Genomic DNA, 12,608 nt, shown 5'->3' on the forward strand with positions numbered 1-12,608 from the left:
GGGGGGGGGCGGGGGTTGGCGGGGTAGGGGGTGTCTTCATAGGGGATGGTGTCGTCGGGGACGTCGGGCTGGGGGTGGAGGCGGGCGCGGGCAAGGAGCTGGTCGATGGCAGTCATAGCGGGCGGGGTCGCTCCGGGGTCGGGGTGGTGAGAAGGGCTTCGACTGTGGCGCGGGCGTGGTGGTCGACGGCGTGGGTGAGGGCAGGGGCGATGCCGAGGACGTGGGCGATGGCCTGGTGGGGGGTGCCGCATAGGTACTGCAGGACGGCGACGTCCATCTGGTCTTCGGGTAGGCGGGCGATGGCGTCGAAGAGGTCGATGAGTTCGGTGAAGACGACGAGGTGCCCGGGAGCTGCGGGATAGTCGTGGACCTCGCGGGTGGAGAACACGGCTGCGCGCAGGTCGGGGCGGCCGTCGCGGTGGCGGGGTGCGCGGAGCATGACGCGGGAGCGCAGCAGGTGCCAGGCGTAGCGGTGGATGTTGTCGCTGGTGGTGGCGGTGTCCCAGCAGACCCAGAGGATGTCGAAGGCTTCGGAGACGACCCAGCGGGCGCGTTGGTCGGTAAGGAGGAAGGCGCGGGCGTAGGCGGTGTAGACGCCCTGGACGTCGTCGGTAAAGGCCTGGTAGGACAGGGGCGGTTCCTCTCCCTGATGCGCGACCTGTTCTATACAGTTTTTGATCCAGTCGTCTCCTTTGTGGGCTTCCCGGGCGGCCGCGGCCCACAGGCGGCGCAGCGGCCGGGTGGGCAGGCCCAGGGCGCGGGTGACGCTGAAGGTGATCTCCCAGGGCGGGTAGTAGTCGTTGCCGCGCAGGAGCTGGCTGATACGGGTCTTGGAGTAGCCGGAGCGCACGACGAGGTCGTCAAGGGTGAGGCCGCTCGCGAAGAGGGAGTTGCGGACGGGCTCGAGCCAGGCGCAGTGGGAGAGACCCGCGTCGGGGGAGATCGGGGCTGGCGGCCGGCCCCGCTTGGCGGTGGTGTGCAGGGGCGAGGGCTGGTGGGCCGGCCCGGGAAGGGACATCATCGCGTTCCCTCCTGGCCATCCGTCCCGGCCGGACCGACATCAGCCGAGCGGGCGGGGCCGCCAGAGGCTGTGAGGGCCTGGACGATCTGCTGGACGAGCAGACCGAGGGAGGGCAACAGAACAGCAGCAGCCGCCGCGTGCCCCAGCACGATCATGATCGTGCTCCACGTGAGGACCGCCGCAAGCACGGCGACGGTCACCACCTTCTTACTCAACATTGCACTCGATTTCTGTAGCGATGGCAGCAACAGCCCTTTCTGACAACGGTGCTGAAGCGCTGTCAGGAAGGACCGCCAGCATGACCTCGCCCCGGTCAACCACGCCACGTGATCATGGAGTTACGGAACAATGGGCCACAACGCCACCGTGCGCTACCGCTCGCCACCCCTACAGCGAGAGCAGATCGGCTGAAGATTCAGCACTTTAGGGCTGATACATCACTTCTGACCGCCAGTAGTGGTGCGTCCGTCATCATGGAAGGCAGAGGCGCGCCACTCGACGCCGCACTCCGTGCGGCCCCCTGTGCTGAAGAACCACCCAAAGAGGGGGCCGCACAATCAACTCCCCTCGGCACCGCCTGCCAGGCCTCACGTCCCGAAGCGCTGCTCGGACACCAACGACGGGCGGACGTCATCAAGGCCGCCGGTTCAGCTGCTGTCCCACCAGAACCTCATGTGGGGTCGACGCGCTGGAGCCGGAGCCGGGGAATTTGACTCTCACGACACCCAACGGCCCGACGTAAGACGTGGAAGGGATCCGGGGTGACCTCATGGACGCTGCCGGAGCCAATGCTGAGCACCCCCGTTTCCAGCCCTGATCTCCGGCCGGGCTGGGCTGGCGAGCCCAAGTGGGACGGGTTCCGGGCAGCCGTCTCGGTCGATGCGGACCAGGTGGTACTGCGCTCAAGGCGGGGCACGGAAATGGGGCAGGCGTTTCCGGAGATCACGGCCGGGACCCAGCAGCTGCCGGATGCGACGGCGTTGGACGGCGAGCTGGTCGTATGGGATGCCGCGGGTCGTCTCGCCTTCGAGCGGCTGCAGAACCGGCTTGCCCGCCGAGGGGCCGGTGCGGTCCGGGCAGCTAAGGAGTGGCCGGCACACTTTGTGGCGTTCGATCTGCTCAGGCTGTCCGGGACCGTTACAACCGGGTGGCCGTACCGGAGACGGCGGGCCGCACTGAAGTCGATGTTCGCCACTCGCCGACTCTCCGCGCCGTGGGCGCTGTGCCCGTCAACCACCGACCCGGAGACCGTGCGCGAGTGGCTGTCATGGGTGTCGGTAGGGATGGAAGGTGTCATCTTCAAAAGCCTCACCGACGCGTACAAACCGTCGGTCAGAGGCTGGGAGAAGTACAAAAACGCGATGAATTGCAGTTAATGCAACATCGTGCGGCTCGCCAGAATCGCCGTTTCCGCTGATCACTCCCCCAACTCCCTTGCCACGTCGGCGTCACAGCGGAGCCGCAACCAGGACGGTAGCGATAGACGCAACATTGATGCGTTTGATACAACAGCCGCCATGGTCGCTGAGGCACCCGGTTCGGCGCGTCTCCTCCTCGCTCCGAACGTCGTACACCTGGCCCCGGAATCAGCGGTGTTCACGGCGATGAAGGAGGGCTGGGCCCGGCAGCAACACGCCCGGTTCCTGAAGGCTTCGACGATCGAACCGCGGCTGCGTCTGATCAACCGGTTCGAGGTGTTCACGGGGCTGTACCCGTGGCAATGGACGCCAGCGGATGGCGAAGCGTTCATCGCGCACCTGCGTAGCGGCGCCGATCCGATCCGTATGTCGACAGCGCGGACCTACGAGGTGACGATCACCTTGTTCGTGGAGTACCTGCTGGACCGCCGGTACGGATGGGTGGACACCTGCCGGGAGCGGTTCGGGCAGGCGCCGCAGGTCGTCTTCCACGAAGCCAACTCGGTCCTGCACACGCTGGAGTACGAGGGTGACCCTCGGCGTCGGCCGCTGACCTACGACGAGGTCCAGGCCCTGTTCGACGCGGCCGATGCCCGGCCGGGCCAAATCCGCGGACACGGGCGGAAGGGGACGCTGACCGCGCTGCGTGACGCCGCGGTGCTGAAGACGATCTACGCGTACGGAACCCGGCGCACCGAGTCCTCCATGGTCGACCTGGTGGACTTGCGACGGCATCGGAAAAGCCCGCAGTTCGGGCAGTTCGGCTCGCTGGCGGTGCGGTACGGGAAGTCGTCCAAGGGGGCGCCGCCGAAGCGGCGGACCGTGCTGCTGGTGCCGGAGATGGACTGGGTGGTCGACGTCCTGGGCGAGTGGGTGCATGAGGTGCGTCCCCGGCTGGCGCCGGGCCGGCATCCGGCTTTGTGGGTGACCGAGCGGGCGGGGCGGATGTCGCCGCGCTCGATCAACGAAGCCTTCACCACAGCTCGGGACGCGGCCGGTCTGGATGGAGCCCTCGATCTGCACTGTCTGCGCCACAGCTACATCACGCATTTGACGGAGTTCGGCTACCCCGCGCGGTTCGTGCAGGAGCAGGTCGGCCACTCCCATGGCTCGACGACAGCCATCTACATGGGTGTCTCCGACGAGTACCGCAACCACCTGCTGGAGGCTTCGCTGAAGCGCCGGCTCGGCGACGACTGGGACCTGACATGATCAAGAAAATGGGCTACGAGTGGCGGCTGCGGCAGATCATGGCCGAGCAGGAGATGTTCCACACCTCAGACCTCGTGCCGCTGCTCGCGGAGCGCGGGGTGAGCCTGTCGCGTGAGCAGGTCTACCGGCTGGTGACGCAGCCTCCGCAGCGGATGAGCATGGACACCTTGGTCGCCCTGTGTGACATCTTCGGCTGTACCCCGAACGACCTCATCAAGCCGACGGTCGTCAACGCGCAGGTGAAAAGGACCGCGGGTGGTATGGAGGAACCGCTGCCGCTGACGGAGCGCCGGACCACGATCCGGCGCCCGGGGACGGCGTCGTGAGGAAGTACCTCACCCCGGACCAAATCCGGTTGCGCGAGGACCTGGCCGGGGCCCGTGACCGGATCGTCGTCCTGCTGAACCTGGCCGTCGGGGAGTCCCTCAGTACGGAGCAGGCTCAGGAGTTCGTCGAGAAGGCGCGGGCATGGAGCGGTCCGAACGCCTTCCGTCTACTGCGCTACCTGGCGTCCAGACCTGACGCGCTGAGTGCGCCGACGCCCGACTGCCCACCCTGCGGGGTGCGGTTGATCGCCCTGCTGATCGAGGCCGGTCACGGTGCGAAGGTAGGGCTGGTGCCCTGTGCCGACTGCGGGCGGACGAACCCGTTGCCGACATACGCCGGGCCCGAAGGACGGCTGTGCCACGGCTGCTCCAGTCGGCGCCTGGCGGTTCCGTGCGCGCGGTGCGGCAAGCTCTCGAAGGCAGTGGCACGACGTCCGGACGGACGGATCTGCCAAGTGTGCAAGGAGAAGGAGCCGGGCTCGCGCAAGGAGTGCGTCAGCTGCCGCCGGATGATGATTCCCACCCGGCACCTGCCCGACGGCACCTACCTGTGCCAGACCTGCGCCCCCAAGAAGCTCCAGACGTGCTGCCGCTGTGGCCGCCGGCGGCGGGCGAACGCGCTGACCGCTGACGGGCCCGTCTGTGGGACCTGCTACGCGAGCCCTGCGCGCCGGTGCGGCATCTGCGAGCAGGTGGGGCCCATCAGGGTGCGGGCAAAAGGCGAGGCTCCCGACATCTGCTACCGCTGCTACGTGCGGCCGGAGAAGCTCTGCACCGTATGCGGGCGGATCCGTCGCGGCCACCACATCGAGCACGGCAATGGACCGTTCCACTGCGATGGGTGCGTCCCACGCGAGGCCCGCAAGCGGCAGCTGCACGTGTGCGCATTGTGCGGCCAGGAGCGGAAGGTGGGCGTGTTCTGGCCGGTAGGCCCCGTCTGCCCCTTGTGCTACCGGACTGCCCTGACGCAGCCGGAATCGTGCACGAGGTGCGGCCGGCAGCGCATTCTCGTGGGCCGCACCCCGGCCGGCGGCCGGATCTGTAAGGGGTGCTCCTTCCCCGACGAGCGGCCCGATTACTGCTCGTCCTGCCAGCAGCCGGCTGATCTCCTGCCTGGACGCCGCTGTCCACGCTGCACCCTGCTCGCCAAGGTGACCAGCTTGCTCTCACGCGACGGAACCACGCTCGACGCCTCTCTGCGGCCGCTCGCCGATGTACTCAGCGACGCTCCCAACCCCTACCCCGTCCTGGCCTGGCTGCGCCGAAGCCCCGCCGCGCGCCTTCTGGGCCAGCTGGTAACCGCGCCCGACGAACTCGACCACGCGGCCCTGGACGCGCTGCCCCAAGGACACGCCACCACCTACGTCCGCAGCCTGCTCACCACCGCAGGCCTGCTTCCGCCACGCGATGAGAACCTCGCCCTGCTCATCAACTGGACGGACCGCACGCTGGCCAAGCTGCCGGGACATCAGGCGGCCCTGATCCGTCCGTTCGCCGAGTGGCACATCATCCGCGACGCCCGTCGGCGCTCGGCGCGCGGCCGCTACACCTACACCGCCCACAAGGGCGACTGCGGCAACATCCGGGCCGCCATCGACTTCCTCACCTGGCTGGACACCCAGCAATGCACCCTCCAGAGCCTCACACAGGAAGACCTGGACATGTGGGCAATCTCAAGGCCCACTCTGCGAGCCCGCTCCATCCCTTTCATCCGCTGGGCCGGCGCCCGCCACCTCACCCGGGCCGGCCTGACCATCGAGCACCGGCCCTCCCAGCTCCCCGGCCAGTTCCAGATCGAAGAAGACCACTACGAGGAACTGCGCCGGTGCCTGAACGATCCCACGCTTCCGTCGGACGTTCGCATCGCCGCAGCCCTCATCCGCCTCTACGCCCTCCCTCTGACCCGCATCGTCGAACTCACCACCGACCACCTCCACCACGACGCGGATCACACCTACCTGACGATCATCCGCCACCCCGTCGTCCTGCCGCCGAAGCTCGCCCGCCTCATCGACGACCACCTCGAAGACGGATCCCGGCACAGCAACGAAGCCACCAGGTACCTTCTGCCGGGCCGAGCCCCCGGGCGGCCCCGCAACCCTGCGGGACTGTCCGACAAACTCCAGCGCTACGGCCTGCCCGCCCGCGCAGCCAGGAACACGGCCATGATGCAAGCGCTCGCCGACCTGCCACCCGGCGTGCTCGCCGACTTGATCGGCATCCAGCCGAGAACCGCGGAACGCTTCGCAGCCATGGCCGGCGAGAACTGGTCCGACTACCTGGCCGCAGCTCACCCGCGCCCGCGACCAACGATTCACTGAGGCGTGCCTATCAGGCTTCGATAGGACTGGGCAGCAAGCTTGGGACCTGTGGCCGACCAGCTTCGATGGCTTGATCACGAGGTGGTCGTTGGTCCGACTCACTACGCTGAGCGCCTTCGCGCGTCGGGAGGTTCGGTTGGTACGGCGGAACACGCTCGGGCAGGACTTCCGGCGGCTGTGGGGCGCCTACGCGGTCAGCGCAGCGGGCAGTGCCGTCGGCATGGGGGCGTTGCCGCTGATCGCCCTTCTGATGCTGGATTCCTCGGCATTCCAGGTCTCGGTGCTCGCTGCGTTGTCTGCGATGGCCAGCGCGCTGATCGCCCTGCCACTCGGTGTGCGAATCGAGCACCAATACAAACGGCCGGTTATGATCACCGCCGACCTGGCCCGCTGCGTGCTGCTGGTCAGCATTCCCGTCGCCATAGCGTTCGACAGGCTCACCTTCACCCAACTGTGCGTCGTCGGCGTTCTCCAGACGGCCGCGTCTGTCGCATTCGACGCGGCCAGTGGAGCACATCTGAAAGCACTCCTCCCGCCCGAGCACCGCCTTCGTGCCAACAGCCTGTTTGAGACGACCAACTGGATCAGCGTTAGTGCCGGCCCGCCCGTCGGAGGGCTTCTGATCGGGACCCTGGGCGCGGCGGCCACGATGGTGGTCGACGCTCTGTCCTTCCTCGGATCGGCTGTGGGCATCCGGCGCATCCGGCAGCCCGAATCCGCGCCACCGGCACGATCCGCCACCGCTCACCTGAGCCGGGACATCGCGGCCGGCTGGCAGTACCTCCTGCGCCACCCAGGACTACGGCCGCTGTTCTTCAACGCCCTGCTCTTCGGCGGATCCGTCATGATGGCCTCCCCGCTGATGGCCGTCCTCATGCTGGATGACCTCGGCCTGGCACCGTGGCAGTACGGACTCGCTCTGGGACTGCCGTGCCTGGGCGGTGTACTGGGCTCGCGCCTGACTCCGCTCCTCACCCGGCGATTCGGACAGCGTCGCATTCTGCTGGTGTCCGGTGTCGCACGCACGCTGTGGACGATCCTGCTGCCGCTGACGCCCTCCGGCGCCCTCGGCCTGTGTGTCATCGTGGCCGCCGACTTCGGCCTGCTCTTCTCCGCCGGGGTCTTCAACCCGTCGTTCACCACCTACCGCATGGCCGCCACACCAGACGCCTTCATGTCCCGAGTCGGCACCTCCTGGTCCGTGGGCGCGAAGACGTGCCAGGCCGCCTTCGTGATCGCCGGCGGCCTCATCGCCGCCACTGCAGGCGTACGCGGCGCCCTGCTCATCGCCGGCCTGCTGTGCATAGCGAGCGCGCTACTTCTGCCATGGCGAAAGGCGCGCTTGTCCAGCGGGCATGTTCCCTCGCCTACGACAGAAGCGGTCCCGTCCCCGGCCACGGACAGCCCGGCCGCGTAGCGGCTTCCCGGGCTGCAGGGATTCGTCAGCCAGCTCGGGCGTCTGCGGCTTTGGTGCCGGCATACGGGGCCACAGCACTCGGCCCAAACTGCCCGGGCCTTCGACACGTGCTCGGCAGCCAATACGAATATTGGCAAGCCCGGCAGGACCACCTGCAGCAGAGCTCGCGAGGTCTCGGCCCTGGCCGACCAAGCATGGCCAGCGCTTTGGGCGAGGACAAAGCAGATATCCGGTTGCTCGCCTGTGAAGGCGGTGGATGCAATGTCCGGCATGGTGACTGAGGTCCGCCCGCCGCGACACGATGAGATGGCTGCGTACTACCGGGCATTGCCGTACGCGAGTGGCTTGCCGAGCTGGGAGCCCGCGGACGCAGCGTGGCACGGCGGCCCCGAGCCGTGGCCCCCGCAGCGCACGCCCGCGAGCGGGGACCAGCTTGAGAAGTGGGCCGCAGCAGATATCAAGGACAAAGCGTTCCACCCGATCGCGGCATTCGTCGACGGCAGATGCGTCGGCGCATCGGCAACCATCTCCTTCGAGGTGACGGTTCCCGGCGGGGGAACGGGGAGGATGGCCGGCGTCACTGCCACCGGGGTGATCGCGACGCACCGCCGGCGCGGGTACCTGCGGCAGATGATGCAGGCCATGTTCGATGCGGCTCTCGAGCGAGGCGAGCCGTTGGCGATGCTCAGCGCGAGCGAGGGCAGCATCTACGGACGGTTCGGGTTCTCGCCCGCGACCTACCGCACTCGGTGGGAGCTGGCCCGTCACGAAGCCGCCCTCCTTCCGGCCGAGCCCGATCCCGGGTCGCTGGAACTGGTTGACGCGGCCCGGGCGAAGAAGGCGTGGCCTCGGGTGCATGCGCAGGTGCGTGCCCACCGCATCGGGGAACTCAGCCCTCTCCCCGGACGCTGGGACGGGCTGTCCGACGAAGCAGACGGCACCAACGGGCCACTGCGCTATCTCACCCACCGCGACCAGCACGGCAATGTGGACGGCATCGCCAACTTCCGGCTGCCATGGTCCCCGACCACGGACCGTGCCGGAACGCTCGTGGTGGAAGCCCTGGAGGCAACGAACCCCGTGGCCTACCGGGCCCTGTGGGGACTACTGATCGACTTCGACCTCACCAAAACCGTCGTAGCAGCCGGTCGGCCACGCGACGAACCCCTGCGGTGGATGCTCACCAACCCGCGGGCGATGCGCATCACCCGCCAGACCGACAACCTATGGGCGCGCCTTCTCGACGTCCCCCGCGCCCTGACGCAACGTACGTACCTGACGCCCGGCGAGCTGACGTTCACTATCGACGACGACCGGATGTGCCCGGCGAACAACAGGACCTGGCATCTGAGAGCAGACGGCCCCGTGGCGATGTGCGTTCCCACCGACGAGACGGCCGACCTGACCCTCACGCTCTCAGCGCTCAGCTCCCTCTACTTCGGGGGCATGTCGGCGCACCACCTGGCGTATGCGGGCCACATCGCTGCGCACACCGACGGTGCGATCGGGCAGCTGGCTCGGATGTTCTGGATCGACCCCGAACCGCACAACTCCTTCGGCTTCTGACGAGGCGGTGCCTGTCGAGTGATGCCTTCGGCTGGTCAGGCCGCTTGGCCGTAGCCCTCGGTGCGTGGACTGTCGGGGGGTGACCCAGAAACGTCACGTGACTGAAAGACGTTGAGCAAGTGCTCCCCGGGTCGAGGAGATCCGGGATCATGAAGCATGCTCCCGGATGACTGGCACCTCACCCAAGACGTTGACGACTTCCTCGCCCGAGCCGGGGACTTCCTGCGCTCGCGCCCCGCCCTCCACAACACGCCGCTGACGGACATCGAGAAACTGCGGATACGCAGGCCGGACGCACACGGCCTCATCACCGCCGTCTTCGGCCGACTGGAGGCCGGAGGCGAGGTCCACGCGGTCTTCTACCTCACTTCCCGCGGCCGCCTGGGCCTCACCCCCCTCTCTGTCGAGCAGACCGACGCCCTCGCCGCCCACCTGGCCGTCCTTGGCCACTCGCCCGCCAACGTCATCGCGGACCACGACACCGCCACCGCATTCGCCGCCTCCTGGCAGCGGCACACGGGCGCGGCGCCAACACGCTACTGGCGGACGCATCTCTACCGTCTCGGCACACTCACCCCGCCGCAGCCGCACCCGGAGGGCCGGGGCCGTCCAACGGACCGGGCAGACCGCGAACACGTCGTGCGCTGGTGCCGTGAGTTCTGCGTCGACGTCGGAGAGCAGTCCTCCATCGACTTGATCGACGCCGGATCCTGGGACGACTCGCGCTTCGGCGACCGGCACTTCACCTTTTGGGAGACCCCGGACGGCACCCCCGTCTCGATGGCGGCTGCGACCTCGGTCATCGGCGGCGTGGTCCGGGTGGATCCCGTCTACACCCCGGCCCATCTCCGGGGCCGCGGCTACGCGGGCGCTGTGACGGTCGAGGCGAGCCGGGCAGCGCGTGCCGCGGGCGCGACGGACGTCGTCCTGTTCACGGACCCGGACAACCCCACCAGCAACGCCCTCTACCAGCGTCTGGGATACGTCCGTATCGCCGACTTCGCCGGATACAGGTTCTCCTACGACGCACCAGAGGCAGGATGACCAGCTCCCCTGGACAATGGCCCAAGAAGGTTCACCAGTAGCTCCCGCATCGGCAGTACGGCGGGCTATGCGCACCATCTGCCGCGGACTGCTGCGCGAATAGTGCATGAATCGAATACTGCCTCTTCGCCAGTAGGTCCGCGAGACGAGTGAGGCGATCGTCGGCGCGGTCACCGGCTCCCTGGCTCATCCGCGGACGCTGCTGCTCGGCAGGTACGACACCGAAGGCAGCTTCCAGTACGTCGGCCGTACCACGGCCCTCTCCCGCACAGCAGGCACTGCAGTCGCCGTCCTGCTCACGGCCGGACTGCGCGGCCATCCGTGGACGGGCTGGTCGTTCTCCGCCGGGTGGAGCAGCCGGGAGCAACTGGACGTCACTTTGGTGCAGCCCGAACTGGTGGTGGAAGTCGGCGTCGACGTCGCCCGTGACGCCTCAGGCCGGTGGCGTCATCCTGCGCGCTGGCACCGCATTCGAGCCGAGATGCATCCGATGCAAGTGCCGAAGTTCGGAGAACCGGACTAACCGTCAGCTGAAGGCGATGGTCCAGAAGCGACTCTAGCTATGCCGAGCTGGCTCTTCTTGGAAAGCCGCACCAAGATGCCTCGATGTTGTATTGAATGCAACACGTGGAAGAGAGAGTCAACCTGCCTGGCTCGGCGCGTATGGTCCTCGTCGACAACGTGGTGCCGTTCGATCCCGAGCCTCAGATCTTCGAGGCGATGCTGGAGGGATGGGCGCGGCAGCAACGCGTGCGTTTTTTGAAGAAGGAGACGATCGACCGGCGGCTGGCCCTGGTACGCCGGGCGTCTCGGTTCTCTGGGCAGTATCCCTGGCAGTGGAGTGCTGCCGAGATCGAGGCGTTCATCGACGGCCTGCGTTCAGGTAGCCGGCCGATCAAGGTGTCCACGGCACGGGGCCACCTGACCAACTTGCAGCTGTTCTTGGGCTTCGCGACCGACCCTCGATACGGGTGGGCGGCCGTGTGCACGGAGCGGTTCGGTCAGGCACCGCAGCAGGTGCTCGGCGAGTGGAACACGATCACGCACGCGAATGAGTACGAGGGGTCACCAGAGCGACGCCCTTTCACCTACGCCGAAGTGCAGGCGCTCTTTGATGCGGCTGACGGGCTGGTGGAGTCCGTCCGGGCCCGGCGGCGGAAGGGGGCTCTCGCGGCTCAGCGCGATGCCGCGCTGTTGAAGATGTTCTACGCCTTCGGGCTGCGTCGGCGGGAGGCGTGGGGCTTGGATCTCGCAGACCTGCGCAGGAACCCGAAAATGCCGGCCCTGGGGCAGGTGGGCGTTGTGCGGGTGCGGTGGGGGAAGTCGTCGCGCGGCGGACCGCCGAAGCGGCGAACCGTTCTGTTGGTGCCGGAGATGGATTGGGTCGTCCCCGTCTTGCAGCAGTGGGTGGACGAAGTGCGGCCGCTGTTCTCGCCCGGGGCTCACCCGGCGTGGTGGGTGACCGAGCGCCGCGGTCGGATGTCGTGCCGGCGCATGGATGATGTCTTCGCTTCGGTTCGCGAAGCGGCGGGCCTGGACGAGGCGTTGGACCTCCACTGTCTGCGGCACTCCTACATCACGCACCTGATCGAGTTCGGATACCCGGAGCGGTTCGTCCAGGACCAGGTCGGTCATCGGTATGCATCGACGACGGCCATTTACACCGGTGTGTCGTTGGAGTTCCGCAATCGTCTGCTGACGCAGTCGCTGCGTGATCGTCACCCTGAACTGTGGGAGCCTGCTCTGTGATCAAGAAGATGGGAATCGTCTGGGGGCTGAGGCTGAGGATGGCCGAGCACGGACTGTTCCAGACCACGGATCTTGTGCCGCTGCTGGCTGAACGCGGCATCCACCTGTCCCGCGAGCAGGTGTACCGGCTGGTGACACAGCCTCCGCAGCGGCTGTCCATGGACACGCTGGCCGCGCTGTGCGACATCCTCGGCTGCACCCCTAACGATCTGATCGAAGTAGAGGTCGCAAACGCGCAGGTCCGCAAGACCGCGGAAGGTACGCCGACACCACCACCGCCAGTGCGGCGCAGCACTATCCGACGCCCCGATTCGACATGAGCCGGCCAGAGCCGCCAGCCGTGGTCCGTGCCCGCGTTGTCGCGCATCTGACGCGGGCGGTGCTCGAACTCGCTGTGGAGGAAGCCGAGCAGGCGCTGGTCGCCGTCAATGCGCACCGCCACATCGGCCTCCACCGCTTGGATGACCATCTGCGTCAGCATCCCGACGCCTTGAGTTCGGGTGACGCGGATATGCCCCCTTCTCTACACCGGCT

At 67.6% G+C, this 12,608-nt stretch carries 11 protein-coding genes; 9 read left to right on the forward strand and 2 right to left on the reverse strand.

The genetic code is table 11. The features are described 5' to 3' along the window. Positions 1–112: 112 nt before the first annotated feature. Together IG90_RS0122965 and IG90_RS39635 are read right to left on the reverse strand one after the other, a co-directional pair. Positions 113–1,021: an XRE family transcriptional regulator gene (locus tag IG90_RS0122965; protein ID WP_233436068.1), complete on the reverse strand. Its 909-nt coding sequence runs from the start codon at positions 1,019–1,021 to the stop codon at positions 113–115. Beyond that, the gene (locus IG90_RS39635) at positions 1,018–1,239 is read right to left on the reverse strand and encodes a hypothetical protein (RefSeq protein ID WP_033894569.1); all 222 of its coding nucleotides are present in this window, start codon (positions 1,237–1,239) and stop codon (positions 1,018–1,020) included. The genes IG90_RS0122965 and IG90_RS39635 overlap by 4 nt, the downstream gene beginning before the upstream one ends. Before the next feature lie 570 nt (positions 1,240–1,809). Between IG90_RS39635 and IG90_RS0122975 the strand changes: the two genes are divergently transcribed. The 9 genes from IG90_RS0122975 (at position 1,810) to IG90_RS0123015 (ending at position 12,394) form a co-directional block, all read left to right on the forward strand. Beyond that, positions 1,810–2,397: an ATP-dependent DNA ligase gene (locus IG90_RS0122975; protein WP_245170719.1), complete on the forward strand. Its 588-nt coding sequence runs from the start codon at positions 1,810–1,812 to the stop codon at positions 2,395–2,397. A gap of 141 nt (positions 2,398–2,538) precedes the next feature. Continuing rightward, positions 2,539–3,651, forward strand: a complete 1,113-nt coding sequence (locus tag IG90_RS0122980) for a tyrosine-type recombinase/integrase (protein WP_030587617.1) — start codon at positions 2,539–2,541, stop codon at positions 3,649–3,651. Beyond that, positions 3,648–3,977, forward strand: a complete 330-nt coding sequence (locus tag IG90_RS0122985; protein ID WP_030587620.1) for a helix-turn-helix domain-containing protein — start codon at positions 3,648–3,650, stop codon at positions 3,975–3,977. Before IG90_RS0122980 ends, IG90_RS0122985 begins: the two co-directional genes overlap by 4 nt. Continuing rightward, positions 3,974–6,298: an XRE family transcriptional regulator gene (locus IG90_RS45275; protein ID WP_209443566.1), complete on the forward strand. Its 2,325-nt coding sequence runs from the start codon at positions 3,974–3,976 to the stop codon at positions 6,296–6,298. Before IG90_RS0122985 ends, IG90_RS45275 begins: the two co-directional genes overlap by 4 nt. 136 nt (positions 6,299–6,434) lie before the next feature. Beyond that, a complete protein-coding gene (locus IG90_RS0122995) occupies positions 6,435–7,715 on the forward strand; it encodes an MFS transporter (protein ID WP_030587626.1) in 1,281 nt (426 codons plus the stop codon). A 306-nt stretch (positions 7,716–8,021) separates the two neighbouring features. After that, positions 8,022–9,281: a GNAT family N-acetyltransferase gene (locus IG90_RS0123000; RefSeq protein WP_233436072.1), complete on the forward strand. Its 1,260-nt coding sequence runs from the start codon at positions 8,022–8,024 to the stop codon at positions 9,279–9,281. A 156-nt stretch (positions 9,282–9,437) separates the two neighbouring features. Continuing rightward, a complete protein-coding gene (locus tag IG90_RS0123005) occupies positions 9,438–10,325 on the forward strand; it encodes a GNAT family N-acetyltransferase (protein WP_030587633.1) in 888 nt (295 codons plus the stop codon). A 627-nt stretch (positions 10,326–10,952) separates the two neighbouring features. Further along, positions 10,953–12,074 carry a tyrosine-type recombinase/integrase gene (locus tag IG90_RS0123010; protein ID WP_033894570.1) on the forward strand — a complete coding sequence of 374 codons (1,122 nt, stop codon included), beginning with the start codon at positions 10,953–10,955 and terminating at the stop codon, positions 12,072–12,074. After that, entirely contained in the window at positions 12,071–12,394 is a 324-nt protein-coding gene (locus IG90_RS0123015; protein ID WP_030587639.1) for a helix-turn-helix domain-containing protein, read from the forward strand. Before IG90_RS0123010 ends, IG90_RS0123015 begins: the two co-directional genes overlap by 4 nt. Positions 12,395–12,608: the final 214 nt, after the last annotated feature.

This window comes from Streptomyces anulatus, from assembly GCF_000721175.1.
Lineage (GTDB): Bacteria > Actinomycetota > Actinomycetes > Streptomycetales > Streptomycetaceae > Streptomyces > Streptomyces anulatus_C.